Annotated in this window: 19 protein-coding genes, 1 pseudogene and 1 riboswitch; of the genes and pseudogenes, 6 read left to right on the top strand and 14 right to left on the bottom strand. The window is 38.8% G+C overall.

Annotated elements, in window-relative coordinates; translation table 11 throughout:
• Positions 1–198 precede the first annotated feature (198 nt).
• On the top strand, positions 199–1,677 hold the full coding sequence (gene gbpA, locus G4Y78_RS18390) for an N-acetylglucosamine-binding protein GbpA (protein ID WP_163834418.1): 1,479 nt from the start codon (positions 199–201) through the stop codon (positions 1,675–1,677).
• Between the two features lie 74 nt (positions 1,678–1,751).
• Here the strand turns inward: gbpA and G4Y78_RS18395 are convergent, their stop codons facing one another.
• From G4Y78_RS18395 to G4Y78_RS18445, 12 genes and pseudogenes are all read right to left on the bottom strand, one after another.
• On the bottom strand, positions 1,752–2,774 hold the full coding sequence (locus G4Y78_RS18395) for an LPP20 family lipoprotein (RefSeq protein ID WP_163834419.1): 1,023 nt from the start codon (positions 2,772–2,774) through the stop codon (positions 1,752–1,754).
• Between the two features lie 13 nt (positions 2,775–2,787).
• The gene (locus G4Y78_RS18400; protein ID WP_163834420.1) at positions 2,788–4,200 is read right to left on the bottom strand and encodes a COG3014 family protein; all 1,413 of its coding nucleotides are present in this window, start codon (positions 4,198–4,200) and stop codon (positions 2,788–2,790) included.
• An 11-nt stretch (positions 4,201–4,211) separates the two neighbouring features.
• Complete coding sequence (locus G4Y78_RS18405) at positions 4,212–4,814, bottom strand: penicillin-binding protein activator LpoB (RefSeq protein WP_222937529.1); 603 nt, start codon at positions 4,812–4,814, stop codon at positions 4,212–4,214.
• Between the two features lie 15 nt (positions 4,815–4,829).
• On the bottom strand, positions 4,830–5,366 hold the full coding sequence (locus G4Y78_RS18410) for an LPP20 family lipoprotein (protein ID WP_163834421.1): 537 nt from the start codon (positions 5,364–5,366) through the stop codon (positions 4,830–4,832).
• Positions 5,367–5,679: 313 nt separating this feature from the next.
• Positions 5,680–6,198 (bottom strand): calcium-binding protein, encoded by a 519-nt coding sequence (locus G4Y78_RS31560; RefSeq protein ID WP_329604973.1) that lies wholly within the window; start codon positions 6,196–6,198, stop codon positions 5,680–5,682.
• Positions 6,199–6,237: 39 nt separating this feature from the next.
• Positions 6,238–6,354: pseudogene (locus tag G4Y78_RS31565) on the bottom strand (hypothetical protein); the annotation flags it as partial.
• Positions 6,355–6,393: 39 nt separating this feature from the next.
• Positions 6,394–7,437 carry a calcium-binding protein gene (locus G4Y78_RS31570; RefSeq protein WP_329604880.1) on the bottom strand — a complete coding sequence of 348 codons (1,044 nt, stop codon included), beginning with the start codon at positions 7,435–7,437 and terminating at the stop codon, positions 6,394–6,396.
• A gap of 165 nt (positions 7,438–7,602) precedes the next feature.
• A complete protein-coding gene (locus G4Y78_RS18425; protein ID WP_163834422.1) occupies positions 7,603–8,217 on the bottom strand; it encodes a thiamine ABC transporter ATP-binding protein in 615 nt (204 codons plus the stop codon).
• Entirely contained in the window at positions 8,210–9,796 is a 1,587-nt protein-coding gene (locus G4Y78_RS18430; RefSeq protein WP_163834423.1) for an ABC transporter permease subunit, read from the bottom strand. The genes G4Y78_RS18425 and G4Y78_RS18430 overlap by 8 nt, the downstream gene beginning before the upstream one ends.
• Before the next feature lie 138 nt (positions 9,797–9,934).
• Positions 9,935–10,912, bottom strand: coding sequence for a thiamine ABC transporter substrate binding subunit (thiB, locus tag G4Y78_RS18435; protein ID WP_163834424.1), 978 nt, complete (start codon positions 10,910–10,912; stop codon positions 9,935–9,937).
• A 68-nt stretch (positions 10,913–10,980) separates the two neighbouring features.
• A riboswitch (TPP riboswitch) is annotated at positions 10,981–11,079 on the bottom strand.
• A 54-nt stretch (positions 11,080–11,133) separates the two neighbouring features.
• A complete protein-coding gene (locus tag G4Y78_RS18440) occupies positions 11,134–12,207 on the bottom strand; it encodes a CheR family methyltransferase (RefSeq protein WP_163834425.1) in 1,074 nt (357 codons plus the stop codon).
• 64 nt (positions 12,208–12,271) lie between these two features.
• A complete protein-coding gene (locus G4Y78_RS18445) occupies positions 12,272–13,216 on the bottom strand; it encodes a chemotaxis protein CheV (RefSeq protein ID WP_163834426.1) in 945 nt (314 codons plus the stop codon).
• A 1,130-nt stretch (positions 13,217–14,346) separates the two neighbouring features.
• Between G4Y78_RS18445 and G4Y78_RS31755 the strand changes: the two genes are divergently transcribed.
• The 5 genes from G4Y78_RS31755 (at position 14,347) to G4Y78_RS18470 (ending at position 18,609) form a co-directional block, all read left to right on the top strand.
• Positions 14,347–14,661, top strand: coding sequence for an STAS domain-containing protein (locus G4Y78_RS31755; protein ID WP_163834427.1), 315 nt, complete (start codon positions 14,347–14,349; stop codon positions 14,659–14,661).
• Positions 14,662–16,067: 1,406 nt separating this feature from the next.
• Positions 16,068–16,790: a flagellar basal body P-ring formation chaperone FlgA gene (gene flgA, locus G4Y78_RS18455; RefSeq protein WP_163834428.1), complete on the top strand. Its 723-nt coding sequence runs from the start codon at positions 16,068–16,070 to the stop codon at positions 16,788–16,790.
• Positions 16,791–16,875: 85 nt separating this feature from the next.
• Positions 16,876–17,193, top strand: a complete 318-nt coding sequence (gene flgM / locus G4Y78_RS18460; RefSeq protein WP_163834429.1) for a flagellar biosynthesis anti-sigma factor FlgM — start codon at positions 16,876–16,878, stop codon at positions 17,191–17,193.
• Between the two features lie 28 nt (positions 17,194–17,221).
• Positions 17,222–17,701 (top strand): flagella synthesis protein FlgN, encoded by a 480-nt coding sequence (locus tag G4Y78_RS18465; RefSeq protein WP_163834430.1) that lies wholly within the window; start codon positions 17,222–17,224, stop codon positions 17,699–17,701.
• Positions 17,702–17,865: 164 nt separating this feature from the next.
• Entirely contained in the window at positions 17,866–18,609 is a 744-nt protein-coding gene (locus G4Y78_RS18470) for a flagellar brake protein (protein ID WP_163834431.1), read from the top strand.
• A 1-nt stretch (position 18,610) separates the two neighbouring features.
• Here G4Y78_RS18470 and G4Y78_RS18475 read toward each other — a convergent pair whose 3' ends face one another.
• Both G4Y78_RS18475 and G4Y78_RS18480 read right to left on the bottom strand, forming a co-directional pair.
• The gene (locus G4Y78_RS18475; RefSeq protein ID WP_163834432.1) at positions 18,611–19,237 is read right to left on the bottom strand and encodes a TIGR04282 family arsenosugar biosynthesis glycosyltransferase; all 627 of its coding nucleotides are present in this window, start codon (positions 19,235–19,237) and stop codon (positions 18,611–18,613) included.
• Positions 19,230–19,931 carry a TIGR04283 family arsenosugar biosynthesis glycosyltransferase gene (locus G4Y78_RS18480; RefSeq protein ID WP_163834433.1) on the bottom strand — a complete coding sequence of 234 codons (702 nt, stop codon included), beginning with the start codon at positions 19,929–19,931 and terminating at the stop codon, positions 19,230–19,232. The genes G4Y78_RS18475 and G4Y78_RS18480 overlap by 8 nt, the downstream gene beginning before the upstream one ends.
• Between the last annotated feature and the right edge of the window lie 78 nt (positions 19,932–20,009).

A 20,009-nucleotide genomic window follows, 5' to 3' on the forward strand; every position in this document is an offset into this window, starting at 1 on the left:
TAATAAAATAGTGGGCACCTCTAAAAATGCACTTTTTCTGAGATAGCTGTGTTAGCTACGTAGGTCCTCATGTATTACTTATACTCTGTGGCCATCGACAACGGCTTCATACGTTGCTATCAAAAAAATTACTATTTTTAGTAGTTGTTCTAGTTTCTTTTATAAATAATTAATCAATAAATAAGTGAGGTATTTTTAATGAAAAAACAATACCTAAGTTTTATCCCATTTAATTTAACGCAACTGGCTTTAGTGAGTTCGATCATTATCGCGCAAGGTGTTTTTGCCCATGGCTATGTATCGCAGCCGGAATCACGTTCACTCAAATGCAAACAAGGTGATAATGTAAAATGTGGCCCTGTACAGTATGAGCCACAAAGTGTCGAAGGCCCTGATGGATTTCCTAATGGTGGACCAGAAGATGGAAAAATCGCCAGCGCTGGGCTTAGTCAATTCTCCCAGCTTAACGAGCAAACGGTTAATCGCTGGAATAAAACCAATCTAAAACCAGGGCCTAATAAATTTTCATGGCACTTTACCGCCAACCACGTCACTAAAAACTTTAATTATTATATAACCAAACCAAATTGGAACCCAAATGCACAATTAAGTCGCAGTTCGTTTGACTTACAACCCTTTTGTACTATTCCAGGCAATAATGCACGACCACCCGTTGATGTAACCCATCAATGTAATGTACCCAATAGAAAAGGTTATCATGTTATCTTAGCTGTTTGGGATGTTGGTGATACGGTCATGAGTTTTTATCAAGCAATAGATGTCAATATTAATGGCAGCACCAATCCAGACCCAGATCCCACGCCCACCAACCAATGGAGTGATATTGGTAATATCAATCCAACCATTACCCTTCAGCCTGGAGACAGTGTTAAAGCGAGAGTATTTAATGATCAAGGTGAGTTGCCAGATATGGCAACAGAATTAGCCATTAATACGACAGAGGATGGAAATAAAAACCGCTGGCCTTATTTGTTGGCTAAAGCCATTAATGAAAAGCACACAGCTATTGCCGCAGGTCACCTGGATAATAAAGGCAATGTAGTGCCTGCTATGGGTAAAAATAATGTTTATGCAAAAAAAGATAGTGGCATTACACGAGTAGAAACTCAAATCAATAAAGATCAACAGCCTGACCCACAAGTTGATGTAGGTGGTTTACAAGACCAATATATCATTACTAATGGCCAAGCAACTGTAGATTTTACTTTAACGACTCAGGCTAAACTGAAAGTGGACTATGCCATTTATAGCCCTGATAATTCACAAGTCGCCTTTGGTTCAGAGTCAATTGATAACGCATCTAAAAATATTCAGACTAATATAGCCAATGCAAAACCAGGCAAACATACACTGGTAATAAAAGCTAAATCACAGGGCATTGCTAGCAGCTTTATGCAACAAACCTATCAATTTGAATTGATAAAAGATGGTGGCGATAAGCCTAATCCAGGCCCCTCTGGTGATTTTGATTTTAAATTCCCTGACGGTCTATCCAGCTATAAAGCAGGAACCAAAGTGCTACAGCCAAAAGATGGGAAAATTTACCAATGTAAACCATTCCCATACAGCGGTTATTGCCAACAATGGTCAAAGTATGCAAACCAGTTTGAACCTGGCGTAGGTAGTGCTTGGCAGTCAGCATGGGATGTAAAATAATATAACTTGAATACTGTAGCAGCGAAAAACTTGCTGCTACAACTTTTTACAACCCCAAAATATATAATTAAATGTTACTTGGCTATTTCCGAGGTCAGCATCGAATAAAAATAACCAGGTAACTCCTTTGTTAAATGGTCACTTAAACGCTGCTCAGTTAATTCAGGTTCTTGCCCTGACACCTTAAACGACCAACGTTTTTTTAACAACGCTCCACTTGCATTATAAATAGTTAACTCTACAGAGCCTCGTTGCCAATACCAGTTTTGTCGGTATTTAATGGGTAGTTTATCCAACTTCAGATTAACAAAATAAGGGGCATTCTCTGTAACTTGACTTCCCACACTACTCAATGCAGCTGTTAATAACTCAAATTCCTGCTTGGTATCTGCATCAACATCAAACTGTAAACCTGCAATGACTTGGCGAATCATTTGCTCTATGTCAGCACTATTGGATTTTTCCCGTACCCCTGTGCCAGCCAATACATGCAGTTTACGATTATCACTGGCTCGCTTTAGTTGTACTTGTCGTGCTTTTTCTAAAGTGGCTAAAGCAAGAAATGGATTAGTTGTCACTTGTTGCTGAGCATAGCTAATTGCATCAGTCGTTTCCCTATCGGCCGCTAAGATCGATCTTCTCAGTTTACGGCCAACTTCAGACTTTTTGAGTACAGCCAAACCATAGTATAATCCATTTGTTCCTTTATATCGGTCAGTGATTCTGGCCCCTTCTAATACTTGTCTGACTTCAGTACTTACTGAACGACTTAATTGCTGTTCTGTTGTTATTTTTTTATCTACACCAAACCCCAACACACTTGACTGCACTAAATCAGTAGAGGTATCAGCAATAGACACCTCAAAAATTTTAGCTAAATTGGCGAGTGCTCTATTATCAGCCAGCGCCTGATTATCTGCCTCCCCTACTGCGACCAAATATTGTTTTGCAGGATAACCATCTGGTTGTGTCGTAATCCAATCAGGTTGTTTTTGGTGCGTAGAACAACCAGTAACAAAGACTATAAAAGCAAACAATAAAGGGAAATAAAACCAGCGCCTTAGTTTTAATGTTTTTTTATGAAATTGATTACTCATATATTCTGCCCACTTAATTATGTAAATATGTGCTATAAACACGATTACTAACTCTTGGCACAAACAACAGCACCTTCTGGCCTGCTTTAATATCCAAAGTAAACTGATCTGGCCTTACTCCTTGTTTAATCATGGTAGTTTCATGCTCAGTAGCCCCACTATTTTCCACCACATTCTTATCATCAGTTGTAAAAAACCAGTCAAGTAAACTATTAGCATTAGTGTGTTGAGATATGGGAGTAAACTGATTAGAAAATAATTGATAGCGACCCGGTGCCAATTGAATAGTTGCAGCTTGAATAGAAGCAGGTAACATATTCCAACTTCTAACATCTGCCGCTTCACTAAATATAGATGCAATATTGAGTAACATCGTCAGATTATCATTATTTTGATTTTGGCTGGCTTTAATTGTCATGTGCTTGGCCACCATACGCGCCAAAGCAGTGGTATATATTACGGTACTTTGTGCATCGAGATCTTCTCGAGCCATTTTTTCTACACTTTCAATTGCACCTGTATAATAGCTGTCACCATTAACACTCAATCTCAGTGGATTAACTCTTTTATTGTTATCAGGGTAATAAGGTAGGGCTATAGTGACGTTATGCTCTAACTGAGGTACATAAACAGTCAGAAATCGCTGCTTTTTCGCTGTTACCACGCCATCCCAATAAATAACGGTGACTTCACCTTGGTTTTTACTAGGAAAGCTCGCCGTTCTATTAAAGCGGCTGGTATACTTTTTATATTCTGTGTGCAAACCTAACCAGCGACTACAACGCAATAAGCTATCCTGTAATGCTACTGGAGTTGACATTCCTTTGCTTTCCAAACTATTTGCCGCATTTCGATAACTGATCATTGCATTATCTACTTCTCCTAATAATTCATAGATAAAGCCTGCCAGATATTCCATACTGGCAATACGCCCATTGACTTCATTGGTTTCTGCAAACTGTCGTGTTTTTACCTGAGCTTGAAGTACTTCCACCCGTGCAGCATCCACTTGCCCAAGCATCAAGTAATTAATGGCTAGTAATTCATACAGCAACATCTGCTCGCTAGGGGTTGCAACATAGCTTTTTAGAGTGTCATTAACTGCTACAGCACCAAGATTTTCACTAATACTAATCGCTTCCAGCTGCTGAATTATCTGTTTGGCTTTTTGTAAATCCTCAATAGAACCAGTAAAATCACCCATTAGGCTTTTAAGCACACCATAATCAAGCAAATACTGCACGCGATCTCTATCGGAATAGTCAACAGCTTTCAATTTAGCCAGTATTTTTTCTGGTGGCACAGCCTCCAAATCGGCGGCTAAATCATTGAGCCGCATAGAAGAAAAAGCACAGCCTTCTAAAAACAGGCATAATAAAAGCGCTAGCACCCTACTAAATGGGTGCTTGTATAAGGTTTCAATCATTGATTAAATACTTAATAACGAAACTTAGCGTTTTTAACCAGCTTTTTAATTTTTTTCTGGCCCAACCAAACTTTACGATTATCAGCCATGCTAACCATTGTTAGATCAACCTGATAGTAACGCACTTGTTTGTTGTCATTAACATCAAAAATGGTGTTTATTTGACCTTGCAACATAAAGTCAGCACCGCGCTCTTGACCTGCCGCATTACGAGAATCTTCACTGGCATGTAAATCCTGATCCATCCGTTCTTCACGCACTTCATTACGATCAGTACGAGAAGCCACGAACTCAACTCGACCAGAGTTGACCAACTCTCTTTCCAGTTCAGCCACAAACGTTCTTACATTAATGTGTTCATGGCTTAAATTTCGTACAGTACCTACAATCACTGCTGGTGTTTTACCCCTTCTGGCTGAAAAGTTAGCAATCCAGGGCCGTGATAAAGCATCTGTAATCATTTCTCGAGCAACTAACTGAGAGTCTGTATCATTCCAAGCACCACTTAAATCAACAGTTTCATCAGCACCAATCCGAGTCACTTGAGTGGTGTTACAACCAACTAACCCCAATGCGACTACCACAGCAATCACAGACTTTACAATCAACTTCACGGGAGACTTCCTTAATTAAAATGAATTACTTGAGAAAGGTAAATGCTTGATAAAACGTTTCTTGAAGTTTTCGCTTAGGCGAGAAGCTCTTCTAATGGACTTTTCTAATTTTTCTAAATCCAGTTGAGCAATTGCGTAAATATCTTGGGTATTTTGATCTTTCCAGTAACCAATGATTTTCACGCCGTTTAGTGCCAATTGCGTATGAGCATTAATTTCACGCTCAATATTACTGTCAGCCTCATCCCCGTCACTGGCTATATAATCAGCATGTAAGGCATCCATCGAAACAGACAGCACTCTAGCCACTTCAGCCCTGGCACGATTCGCTGCGGTAGATTTTTGCAATGACAAGTCCCCTACCACTGGTGCCATGCCTACCCCATGAATAAAACGCCCGTCGTTATTCTCAACCGCTTGCGAGCCTTCATTCACCCAGCTTGGTGCATCCTCAACGCCTAAATCACTTTTTACTTTAGGCGCACCTGAACAACCTGCTAGTAACAATACACTTACCGCGCATAGCAGAAAGTACTTAACCCGTCCTACCATAACTCACCTAATCCTAAAATAATCTTTACAATTATTTAAACTTGTCTTGTTAAAAAAGAACCGTTGTATCCAAAGTTCACGACAATTGCAATATAGGGATTATCACTATAGAGTGGTTTGATCTGATGGATTAGTATCAGCGAGTTAGTAAATAGATAATGTACTATAAATCATAGTTTCATATAAATTAGAAAAGCCTGAGATAAAGTGTTTTTCAATCTACTTATAAGAAACTAATAGCCTGCCTTCCTATGCTTTAGAAATAGGAAAGAGCGGCAGACCTTTTATCATTTAGTACACGTTAAAACAATAACTAACCTAAATTCACTGTTATAGCATGATGAATTTCAGCTGTAGTACTGTATGTTCCAACAGTTGTTGTATTTAAACCCCTTTCACTAGCAAAACCACTGACGGCATGAATTATTAATTCTACATTAGATCCAGTACTTTCTACTGAAAAATCATTCATTATATTTGGATACGGCTTAACAAGTGTTTCAAATGCTTCTCGGTTCATTGTAAAACCATCACCTGGTTGGATTAAACTAATAGCACTATCTCCTCCATTAAAATGATTTAACACTCTGACCTGTTGGTTTTTATCATTATCTACAAGTACAACTAAATCCTTTTTATCTTGGTAAAAAGATAATCGGTTACGGTTGATATCAATAAAAAATAATACATCCTTGCCACCACCACTATTATCTACGGTATCTCTACCTGTTCCAGCTCGATAATAATAATGGTCGTTACCTTTACCGCCTTTCAGTAAATCATTGCCTTGCTCACCATAGAGAATATCGTTACCTTCGCCTCCATCTAAAATATCATCACCATCTGCTTGATTTGCCTGACCATTACCGCCTAATAAATGGTCATCGCCTTTACCCCCATTTATATGATCATTACCCGTCATACCAAAGACAGTATCATCACCATCATTGGCCTCAACCCAGTCAGCAAATCGAGTCGCTGAAAATCGATTACTTTCGTCAGTATCTTTTACAAATGCTTGATAAGATTAACCTTCGGGTATTTCATTGGCTCTTGCCAGTGCATTGATTTCTGTTAAAGAATAAGCGTAACCTTCAGCAGGCTGAACCAAGTCAATAGAATAATCACCACCCAAAAAGTGATTAACCACCCTTATACCCTGCTGACTATCTCCATCAACAGTAATAATTAAATCATTATTGTCTTTTGTAAAAATGAGTCCTTCAGGCAATACGTCATTAAATATAATGACATCTTTACCACCGCCTTCATTATTGATAGTGTCAAAACCGCCACCATACACATATTTATCATCGCCCTTGCCACCTATTAACTGGTTATTACCAGTACCTCCCATTAATTGGTCATTTCCATCGCCACCGTTAATTTCATCATCACCTGCTTGACCATCAAGATAGTCATTCCCTGTATTGCCTAACAATACATCATTATCTTCACCACCAAATAGAACATCGTTTCCAACACCTCCCACTAAATGATCGTTACCGGTTCCTCCTGATAATTGATCATCTCCTTGATCACCATTAATGGAGTCATCACCAGAACGACCATGTAAAATATCATTACCTAAACCACCCACAATGGTGTCATTACCTGCCCCACCATCCACATAATCATTGCCTGCTCCTGCGTCAATAATGTCATCACCTGCTCGACTAAATACCTTATCGTCACCACCTTGGGCGTGAATAGTTTCACTAAGGTCTCGATAACCTACTAGTTGCTCACCATTTTCTGTACCCTGGTATACTGCAGTTGCTTCCATTTCAGCTAAAGTTAAACTAGTTTCATTATTAAACTGTAATTGTTGAGTTTTATAATAACTATTGGAATAAGTGTACCAGTAATTGAATTCTATTGTTTCACCACTGGTTTTATGCTCGATGACTAATTTATTGGCTCTACGCCAAATAGTAATATCTTCTTTTTTAATTCCTTCAGGAAATATCACACTTTGATGGTTCGCAACCACTTCAGAAAAATAGCCATTAGCTGTAGTGGTGATAGTAATAGCATCAGTTGTATTTTCGTTGATATTATTTATATTCATTGCGAGTCCTTGCTAATGAGGGTAATACTCACAAACTATTTAATAATACTAAGGACAGTTTTTAGCGTTACCCTACGATCTTAATTATCAAAATATTCACTTATACTTAGCAAGCCCAGCATATAAAACACTGCTACTAGTGTCTATTATTTTTATAGTAGGAAACTATTTAATTTCAATCGTTTGAGTTGCCACCTGATCTAATTCTGTTGGATGATGAGTGACCATTAGCACAGTTAAATTATATTGTCTTCGCATTGTATCAGTTAACACAATACAGTCTTCTCTTAATGCTTTATCTAAAGCACTGAATGGTTCGTCTAATAATAGGACTGGCTTTTTATGGATAATGGCTCTTGCTAAAGCTGCTCGTTGTTGTTGACCACCTGACAGTTGTGTTGGCTGCTTTTCTAATTGGTCTGCAATACCTAGCTGCAAGCAGAGTTGTTGAAGCTGTTGGCTTTCAGCCGTATTTAATTTAGCTGACGGTCTTACACCTAAGGCAATATTCGTATAAATAGATAAATGAGCAAATAGATTGTCTTGCTGGAACATCATTGAAACTGGTCTCCTTGACGGCTTGCGATAGGTAAATGATTGTCCCAGCCATTTCATTTCACCAGCAACTACAGTGTTAAAGCCAGCTATCGTTTCTAACAGGGTAGTTTTACCTACTCCACTTGGCCCCACTATTCGACAAAAAGCACCTTTTTTAACTTGGTTATTATAGGTAAATAAGTTATCGCCTTGTTTGACTTTTATATTTAACAGCTCAAGCATTATAATATTTAAAAATTCTTTCAATTAAGTAAAAACAAATAAAGCAGCTTGCTACTAATATAACTGATAACACAGCTGCTTGCGGATACTGATAGTTGGATAAATACTGATAAACCAATAATGGCAAAGTAATAAAGTCTGGATCGCCTACTAGTGCAACAATTCCCATATCTCCTAAAGAAAGCACAAAAGCTAATGCTGCAGCCTGACCAATTGCTGTAGATAATACTGGCCATGCCATTTTCCACCAATGCCAACCTGTGATCCCCAAATGCATAGAAAGTTGTTGATAGTGGCTTGCTACCTGAAAAAAAGGAACCCTAATAATCCTAATTGCAAAAGGCATTGCCATTAACGCATTAATAAAAATAACTAACCACAAGGTATACTGAAAAACATCAGTAAGTTTCCATAACAGAATAAACCAGCCGGTTGCTAGTACAATTGCAGGAAAATACAAAATATTGGCACTTACTCCCTCCACAATGATAGCCCAATGTTTTTTAATACCTTTTAGGTGTGTATTTGCTTTATCTTGAGTGGAAAGGTTAAATAATAACGCATTGACTCCTAAGGCCATACATACACTAAAAAACGATGCACTAACTGCAATTATCAATGACTTAAGCCCAGCATTGATTAGTATCTGGGTAGAAAGGCCAGACAAACTATCTAAATTCACTGCTTCTAATAACAAAGCAAGAAGTGGCAGTAATACCCATAAACTAGTCATAGCCAGTATAGGAGTTAATAGCCATCTAGTTACAAAACGGGTTGGCTTTTTATAGGCTGTTTTTTTAGTTTGCTTCAGTGTCGGCTGATAATAGAACAACATCAATGCAATAGGTGCAGTAATGAGTAGCTGCAATGTGGCAAGCAACACAGCAAAGCCTGGCTCATAGTCATAACGCAATGCTTGGTAAATAGCGACTTCTAAAGTAGTACTTTGAGGACCACCTCCCATAGCCAGCACAATGGTAAAACTGTTAAAACACAGCAAAAAAATTAAGCCAAATAAAGGAAATAGCTGGCTCTTAATAGCTTGCCACTCTACCCAATAAAATCGATAAAATGTATTAAACCCTAGTTGTTCTGATAAACGCCACTGGTTTACAGGGTTTTGCTCGATTACATTAACAAATACTCGAGCAGCAAAAGGAAAATTAACAAAAACATGACATAATAAAATTCCTGGCAAACCATAAATGGAATAATCACTGTCAATCCACTGGTTAATCCAACCAGAGCGACCATAAACAGAGACCATCCCCAATACTACTACAATGGTAGGTAATACAAAACATAGATTAAAAATGGTTAATAACCATTGCTTCCCTATAAACTGGCGACAAGCAATCACTTTAGCTACCGGTATTGCACACAATAAGCTAATAACTGCGGATAGTAATGCCTGTTTAAGAGAAAAGCTGGTTATATACCAAAGATAAGGATCCAGCAGTTCTTGCCAATTAAATACTCCCCACCCTTCAGTTGCTAAAGCAACAAGTGCAGCGATAGAAAAGCAAAAAATTAGCCCGATAATAGCAAAACCAAACCGTGCAATTGTTGTAAATAACATTTCCGCTCATATAATGAATGTTTTTAGCCAAGGTCGCTGAGCAATAAAGCCTTATGAGCCTAAAAATAATAGGTGGTTGGCATGAAGACAGTTTAATGCTCCTCGGCAATTACTTCTGCATAGCTCTAATTAGTGGTATTATTTTACTACTGCCTGGCGCCACTGCTTAATCCACTGTTTTCTATTTTTTGATACTTCTTCAGCAGTAAATGGGTCTACCATTTTAGGCTTGATAATATTATTAAACCCTTCAGGTAAAACAGTTTCGACCACAGGCAACATCCAATTATGAGTGGCTATTTGTTGCTGGGCAGCAGGTGTTAATAAAAACTGTAAAAACTGCCTAGCCAGTTTTTGTTGAGCCCTCTTAATAATACCAACCACTTCTACCTGAGGGTAATGGCCTTCCTTAAACTGCGCAGCTTTATATCGGGTATCCTGCTCAGCCACTTCATGATAGGCTGGTGATGTTGTATAACTTAATACTAAATCTGCTTCACCTTTTAAAAACAGACCATAAGCTTCTGTCCACCCCTTTGTTACCGTAACCGTTTTATCCGCTAATTGTTGCCATTTCAATTGAGTTGTTTCACTACCATAAACAGCATTTAGCCATAGCATTAACCCTTGGCCAGGCGTACTGGTTCGTGGGTCCTGATAAATAATACGCAATTTTTTGTCAGAGACTAATTCGGCAAATGACTGGGGTGGTTGTTTTAACTGTTCTTGATTATATATAAAGGCAAAAAAACCATAATCGTAGGGAATAAACTGCGGGTTTTTCCAAGTCATTGGTAGTTTTAAACCTGATAGATCTTGCTCGTGGTTAGCAAAAACACCTAACTTATTTGCTTCAACTAATAAATTTTGATCCAGCCCAACGACTACATCCGCTTTGGTTTTGGTTCGTTCAAGCTTCAATCGGTTTAAGATACTCACCCCATCATCTAAACCAACCCATTTTAGCTGACAGTTGCATTGCTTTTCAAAGCTTGCCTGCAACTTAGGGCCAGGCCCCCATTCTGAAACAAAGGACTGATAAGTATAAACCGTTAACGAATTAGCACTCGCTAAAAAAGAAAAAACACTAAGTAAAACGACGAGTATGGCTCTCATTTACATATATCCCAAACACTGAGTTAATAGGCCTGACTGGGAGAGCAAAAATTTAAGGAAATAAAACTGTATAAATAACCTTAACTTCCTACGCCAGCATTACCTGGATCAGGTTTTATGGGTGTATTCTCAGCCAAGCAAATAGCCTAGCACCCCAATAATTACGCCGATTGTAGCCTATTACTATAGCTACTCGCAATCAGCGTTTAGAGAAAGCAGGTTTACTCTTTAGTGGGCTTTGGCTTAAACCTTGATGAGTCACTTGTAGTACTCATAGGTTTCTTTGTTGTTTGAGAGGGAGTTGAACGAATGGTAGAAGGTCGTGTTGTTGTAGTCGGTGAACTCGTAGAACGTGTTGTACTTGTGGACCGTGTTGGTGGTGAAGATTTTGTTGTTGCCGAACCAATTGAAGAAGACCTGGCACTACCTCTAGCAAAGACATCCTCTCCTTTAGAAACATACATAATACCCGGCCGGCACTGTACCATTTCATATAAGTCAGATAACCCATTGAGTGCTTCAGATGCCCCTAGAAATAAATAGCCACCAGGCTTTAAGGTTTTATGGATTCGAGTTAAAATATCTCGTTTAAACTCTGCCGAAAAATAAATAAGTACATTACGACAAAAAACCACATCAAACTTGCCCAATGATGCATAACTTTCTTGTAGATTAAGCTCTTTGAACTCGATACGTTTTTTTACTTCAGGCTTAACTTCCCAACGTTTACCTTGCAGCTCATTAAAATAGCGCTTTAATCTTTCCTCTGACAAACCTCTTCCCAGAGCCAAAGAGTCATACTCACCTTGACGACACTCAGCTAACACTTTATTAGAAAGATCAGTTGCAATAATTTGCAAACCCGCCTTCAGTTGGCCAAGACTGGTTCGCTCAAACTCATCAGTGGCCATACTGATAGAGTAGGGTTCTTGTCCACTGGAACATGCAGCTGACCAAAGTCTTAAACGCTGATTAGGATAACGTTTACACAACTCCGGTAAGATGGTTTTTTTAAACACTTCAAAAGGATAATTATCACGAAACCACAAAGTTTCGTTAGTTGTCATAGCATCAATTACTTTGCCCCGTAAATTATCACGAGGATTTCGCTCAATAATTTTAACCAGTTCTGCTAGCGTATCAATTTTATTATCATTAAGAATTTTTCTTAATCGACTTTTGACCAGATATTCTTTATTTTTGCCTAATACAATGCCGCAAGCTTTTTCAAGAAATTGGCTGAATATATCAAAGTCACTTAACGCTACCTTCGAACTAAGCCCACTCTGTGTCAAATTGAAAACTCCACTATTGCCATAAACAAAAAGCAAAACGCCATACTCAGTATGCTATTATTTATTATCCCTCCTGCACTGCTGCTGCCGCTTCTTCAAGCCGGCTAATAACAGTGCTTGCCAACAAGTCTGGGTTAAATTTAGCAATAAAATCATTAGCCCCAACTTTTTCTACCATTGCCCTGTTAAACACACCACTTAATGAAGTATGCAAAATAATATAAAGATCTTTCATTCGAGGATCACTTCTAACTTCTGTCGTCAGTGTATAACCATCCATTTCTGGCATTTCAATATCAGAAATCATTAACAGCAGTTCATTACGAACATCTTTATCCTCGTCAGCAAGACTTTTCAGGAAATCCAATGCTTCTCGGCCATCGCTTTTTGCGGTCACCGTAAGCCCAATGGTTTCCAAGCAACGTTGCACTTGTTTGCGTGCCACTGCAGAATCATCAACAATCAATACATGCTGAGATACCGCCCGCTGAGTAACATCCTCTGAAATAACTCCTTCACTGATTTCTTCAGTCATTGGAGATACTTCAGAAAGAATTTTTTCCACATCAATAATTTCAACGAGCTTGTCATCGACTTTGGTAACCGCCGTTAGATAGTGGTCCCGACCTGTTCCTTTGGGTGGTGGATGAATTTCTTCCCAGTTCATGTTAACGATGCGGTCTACCATCCGCACCATAAACCCCTGCACCTTATTGTTGTATTCAGTAATAATGACAAAGCAGTTTTCCACATCATCCAGCAAGTCATGACCCGTTGCCAGATTCATATCCAGTAAGGGAATTGTGCCACCACGAATATTTGCCACCCCCCTAACAACAGGGCTACTTTTTGGCATTAAGGTCATTTTAGGGCACTGTAAAACCTCTTTTACCTTGAATACATTAATACCGTATAACTGTGGACCTGCCAGCCGGAACAGTAGTAGCTCCAACCTATTTTGACCAACTAGCTGAGTTCGTTGGTTAACACTATCTAATACACCGGCCATGAAGAATTACCTTGTCTCACTACAACTTTGGTCAGGCATGGGACTTGCCTGGCCCTCTTTAACTTGATTAGTGAAATACTTATAGACCATACACTTATCTTAGGCGAATCTGGAGATTTGCAAAGTTTTAAAGTGCACTTACTTAGTCTTTAGACCGCATAAAACCTAGTTACTTCCAGTTTCCGTATGAATCCTTCCAGCAGCAACAAAAGATTTGCTACAAATTTTTTGTTCTTCGACCACCCGATTAACCACCCAACAGACAATAGGTGTTTGTACAAAAGATATCAGTACATCTCCACTTACAACGCAAATATGACCCCAAAATTACTTACTAAGAAGGAAATTCTCTTTCAGGTTTTTCTATATACTTTTTAAACCTAAACACAACTAACAAGCAGAAGCTTTGCCTTATAGCATTGGACCAATAGGTGCTCACTTACTATACTTAACTGGTTGGCTTGAAAAAAGTAACTTGTAGTACAAAGGATACCAGCTAACAATGTTTTTACTGCAACTCACCTGTTTAATATGTGGCAGCTTTCTGATTGCTACTGCATCTCTATTCTATACGATACAGTTTCTTCATTACGTAAACTTCAATGAATGGATATCTTTAAACTATGAACCGATACAAAGCCACCTCCCCCAGTTCTTAATAGCTTTCTCTAATGTTTTCGGTCTGGCTAATATGATTTTAGCATTTGGGGCAATATTCATTGGCCTCAGCTTTTATTTGAAACGTAAAGTAGATGAAAGTTACCGTAGAAATAGTGAATACAACTAGGGACTGTTAACACTATTTGAATATCACTGTTGTAACTGTATAAGCACTAATCGAGGCGCGAAGAAAGAAGTTTAGTTATTCTAAAGGAACAATAAGTCGTGTTTTTACAGTCACAGCCCTTCGGGCCGTAATTATTTTTCCACTCGGCTCTGTTACAAATCATTTATAGAACTCATCATAAGGACAGTGGGAATACGTCGGTTAAAGTAATCGTCTTCAGGCAGGGATCGAGAAATGGCTTCAATTAACTATTTTTCTTTTTTGAAAGGTATTGTCAAGCTCTAATTGTTGCATGCTTATTTTATACTGTTATTAAGTTACCTAACTGATTAGGTGCAGTCTGATGTCATGCAAAATACGTTATAAAGTAAAGAAAGATTTAACGCTAATTTTCTTGACTGGCGACTTAACACAATTTAATAAAATAAGTCTGAGTGATGCAATTAATACAATCATAAAGCCTTCCCCCAAGAATATTCACCTGGACATGTCAAATGTTGGCTATGTTGACTCGACAGGACTTGGAGAGTTATTAACACTACACTCTATGATTTATAAGCTAGGAGGTAGTTTATCTATCATTAACCCGTCACAAGCATGCGAGTCAACTATAAATTTAATATTTAGAGATATTGTTAGTATTGAAAACGTTTCATAGACATTTTTTTAGAGAAAAATATCAAAGCAACTATTATTTTGGAAAATTTTATCGCCAATATAAAATTTCAACATTCATCCCCCTTTAAATATTCGCACAAGCAATCTCTTTATTTATAAAATAATTTATTATCTTAGTTTTTGGTATTAGAGCCAGTATATTGATGCTAATTACAATAGGCTTTTTTGACTAATGAGTATCCACCCAATTTAAGATGAATTTATAACTAGCTTTTAATAGACAACGAAAGTTAATAATCTCGCCTAACTTATTTATATTTCTCGTGAATAAGAGCTTATTTTCTCAGTTACTTGCGTTCTGATGTAAATGTAAGGTCGAGAAAAAAAGAGAAGTCATATTAGTATTAAGTGCATTGTCTCCTATTAAGCTATTATAATATAACTATTGTTCAGTTATAGTTGTAGCATGGCCATGGATAGTTCCTCAGAGCTTTTTCCCATTATTTCAATTGGCATTGCCCTTTATGGCATATATGGCCTCATTGCTGGCGAAATAAAATATATGTTAGAGGGGCCAGAAATCAAGTCTCTACATATACAAGAAAAGATAATCCAATAGCTTACTGGTTTTTCGTTATCTTTTTTACTGGTGGAGGTTTTGGTCTATTTTATTCAACTACTTATTTATAGTACTTATTATTTCCCCATTATTTTCGTTGTTTGTTCCTTTTTGTTTAAGTATTTCTACATCGTAACCATCTGCTATTAACGCAAAGGCGAGGTCTAGGTTGCCTTTATCTCAGAAATAGAGATAGGCACAAGTTAAGTTAGCCATAGAGAAATCCTTTTGTTTAATTTTCAGGAAGATCTTTAGTCTTTGAAGCTTTGGTGAAATACCAAGTTCAGATGCCAGAGGAAATTTATAAACTATACTTTGACAGCTAAGGTTATTAGAGTTTTATGAAGATGAAAAAGCTGTTACTAAACCTTGTAAAACTAATACTGATATTAAACGGTACTTGTTGCTTTCTTTTGGGTGGAACCCTCATCTCATTAAAAAGCGTGGTCTTTATTGATACAGGACAATGGATAGAGATTCATTTATCTATTTTTGAAATCATAATACCTGAATTCATCCGTAATGCTTTTCACTTTTATGACGAGCCTTTATGGTGGTTAATCTTTGGCATTCTACAGTATGTAATTTATAAGAAAATTGAATCTATTGAGACTAACTCCGAAATTGCTAAAGCACGACAGCAGCGACATACCTAGCTAACCACGCGATGACGCGGGTGATCAAGTAAACTATTTCCTTAACGATAAAGTACCCCCAGACTTCAGTAACTATGTTCTGCTTTTTTGGCCAGGCATGGGACTTGCGTGGCCCTCCTTAACTTGATTAGTGAAATATTCATAGACCAAACGCTTATCATAGGACAAATTATGAACACCCCTAGTATTATTGTGCAGCCATTACTAGCCCTGGGACTGACTATGATGGCGATGGCAAGCTGGAGTGATCCAGTACATCATTCCATACATCAACTTGTACACAGTTACCTGGAAAGTCAATTGCAAGCCTATACCCAGCAAATAGGGGGCGGCCGTTATAAAATTCATCTCAGCCCTATAGATCCAAGGCTTAAACTAAAGCCTTGCGTTAATAAATTAACAATTGAGCCAAGCCAACGTCGCCAAACACTTATTGGCCGATCCACCCATAAAGTAAAGTGCCTTCATTCACCCTACTGGAGCCTTTATATTGCCGCCCAGGTTAAGCTATATAGGCAAGTGGTTGCCGCTAACCGCACGTTGCCAAAAGGCCAGGTGATTAATCCCAGTGATTTAATGCGGCTAGAAAAAGACATCGGGAAATTAAGGGGTAGTTACTATACTGACCCTTCAAGACTTATAGGCAAAGTGATTACCCGACAACTCAAAATGGGCCAGCCTATAACGAAAAGCCACATTACCCAAGCTACTGCAATCAAAAAAGGCACGCAAGTTGCTATTCATGCTAATACCAGCAATTTTAGCGTGCTAGCAAAAGGGGTTGCACTTTCAGATGGTAAACCAGGACAACTGATCAAAGTACGCAATATTCGCTCTAAACGGGTAATTCAAGCAGTTGTTAAAGATGCCTATACAGTAGAAGCTACCCTTTAGCCAGACGACTTGAATTTGTCATTAAAGTTATTCTTCAGCTGGCCGCTATACTGAGTTAGACGGTCAGACTAAAAAGGGTTATTCCATGGTTAACGACATCAATGGCGCGCACGGCCAGCAAGGCAGCCTCAAAAGCGCTCAGACCAAGCCTGCTGAGAAAGCGGATAAAAACGCTTTGCAATCTCAGTCAGACTCAAGTAACCAACCACAAAAGCAAGTGTCTGTAGAGCTAAGCGCAGAAGCCAAGCAACTACAAAAACTGCAACAGAAAGCTAGCCAAGAGCCTCAGGTAGATGCGCAAAAAGTGGCTCGGATCAGGGCTGCATTAGCCGAAGGCAGTTACTCTGTCAACCCCGAAAAAATTGCAGATAAATTATTTGAGCTGGAAAGCCTATTACGTTAATGGAAATCGTCGCTTAAGGTAGACCGTCATGATTAACCAAACCCTTCAGCAACAACTTTCCTCTGATTTAACTACGCTCAGCCAATTGACTGAGCTGTTAGAGCAAGAGCAACATGCCTTACGGGAGAGAGATCTAGAGCAGCTCAATCAGCTATTAACCACCAAAAATGAATGCCTGAATCGCTTAGGTCATACCGCTCAAAATCGCAGTGAGTTGCTCAAGCAAGCTGGGTTTACTCCTAATGATGCAGGCTTGGAACAATGGCTAGTGTCACTTCCTTCTTCTCAGCAAGCCGATTCACGCAAGTCTTGGCAGTCAGTCAAAAGTCGTTTAGCCTATTGCCAAACCCTGAATGAGATCAATGGCTGCGTAATAAACCGATTGCAGCAAACTCTTCACCAATTACTGACCATCTATCGGGGGCAAAGCCAAGCCTCAATCAAGTTATATGGGGCTCAGGGCGATACCTCTGCTTATCAAGACTCACAGATTCTAGGGACAGCGTAACGGGTATAAGCAGGGCATAGCCCTACAGCCATAACTAAACAGCATTTAGTTGAACGCCTCTGATGAATACATGCACCATTCGGTGTATAGTCATTATAGAGGTGTACTACCTTTCAGTTTGGAGATAAGTAACTAAAACGGATTTGTTGGTAGGAATCAGCTGAATGACTAGTCTGTCTGACGATATCGATATTGAAGAAAAATATCAGCTAAAACGAACACCACAGGAAATATCAAATGTGTTAAATGGCATTTTAAAAGCCAAAGTGCCAATTAAGGTGTATTTCCCCAGCCGTAATCTCAGTTATAAAACCTTAATCATCACGGTAGACTTAGACACCCAAACCTTTGCTTTAGATGAGCTTAGCCCCATTGATGGTAATGCGCTGATTAAACAAGGCGAATCATTTTCTGTATATACCTTTTATGAAGGTATTAAAGTAACTTTTGACAATGTAACATTAAAAGCCACCAAGCTTGATGAGTCTGGCACTCCCTTTTACAGCTTTAACTTTCCTAATAAATTATGGTATTTGCAACGCCGCAGAGCGTTCCGAGCGAAGTTACCCTGTCACCCTGCTGTTACCGCCAAACTCAAATTAACCGAAGAATATCCTGCAGTTACTACACGGGTTATTGATATCTCAGCCACTGGTTGCCAAATTGCTGTCGCTAGCCAACAACTACAGGATAATCTGCCAGAGGTGGGGCAAGTGGCTGAAAGTTTTATGATGTCATTACACAACCAACACGAGCTTGAATGTGCTGTTCAAATTCGTCAAATTCATAAAGATGAAATGGCAGGAGACTTGTTAATTGGCTTAATGTTTCTCCATGTAACGGGGCTTCAACAGCGCTATGTTGACCTGTATGTTAATCAGCTGCAGCGGTCAGCTTTAGTTAAATAAGTTAATATTCATTACACCAGCGCTGGTAATCTTCTGGACGATCCACATCCCATAGTGGTGAAAACAAACTGTAAGGTATATGGCTTGACTCAAGTTGACTAACTGTTTGCGACAATACTTGCTCTGTTCCCCATTGAATATTTTCAAAGATACAGGGGTGAAACTGCCTCATCCCAATTAGTACATAACCACCATCTTCTGCAGGAATAATAACGACTTCATTATTATTAGATAGTTCAGGCTCATCATGTAATTTTTCTACTACTTGCTGAATAAGAGGAGCTGTTAAACCAGGGCAATCCCCCCCAACCAAAATAACTGGTTGGTTTGGCTGAATATACTGTTGTACTGCATTAGCCATCCGCTCACCCAAGTCTTTGCCCTGCTGCAAATAACGTTGCCAACAGGCAAATGCCAGGTGGTCAAAAAAATGATGAGGTTGTTGTTCTGCCACCGCTAAGACTTTTACCCAGTTAACGGATAATTCATTTATCCATTGTGCAGTATACAACAATAGCTGTTTATATATTTCCGTGGCATGAGCTTCTGAATAATAAGTGGTTAAACGTGTTTTCACTTTACCTGCTATCGGAGGCTTAGCCATTAAAATAATGCTAGGTTTAATCATTGTCGACTGTCGCCTTTGGATAATAAATTGCCACCAATCGTTTAGGTGATACACCCAAAAAAAATGCCAGACGCAAACTCCACATTAATAAAATAGTGCGAATGATTCCTTGCTGCTCCCAGCGTCGGCTAGAAGTCACCACTGGATTAGTAATACATAATGGTTTTGAGATTTTTTTCAGCCTTTTACATAAATCGATGTCCTCCATTAAAGGCATCAACTGATAGCCGCCAACTTGATCAAAACAGCCTCGTTTAACAAATATAACCTGATCACCTGTAGCAATCCCAGTTAAACGAGAACGCCAAGTCATTAATTTTGCTGTTAGTGTTAATAACCAATGCTTCCCTGACAATACCACATCAAACCGCCCCCACTTACAACCATGCGACTGCTTGAAGCCTTGAAGAATTAGCTGTACAGCATTTTCTGGAAGCTGAGTGTCAACATGCAAAAATAGCAGTACATCGCCTGTCGCTTTGTCAGCTCCGAGCTGCATTTGTTTCGCTCTTCCAGGTTTAGTGGAAAGTACTTGGTCCACGAAGGGCTCTGCAAGTAGTACCGTATTATCTACACTTTCCCCATCCACAATGATCACCTCATGACCAATCTGACGCAGGACTTGCAAAGGAGTTAAGCTAGCAACAATATTATCTGACTCATTCAAGGTAGGAATAATAATTGAGCATTTCATATATTGTTTGATCGCTTTAGCTGATTACTTATTAAAAAATAAAGATAAGCAAAAAAAGCAAATTCTTTCAGCCAACTT

The organism is Spartinivicinus ruber, assembly GCF_011009015.1.
GTDB lineage: Bacteria > Pseudomonadota > Gammaproteobacteria > Pseudomonadales > Zooshikellaceae > Spartinivicinus > Spartinivicinus ruber.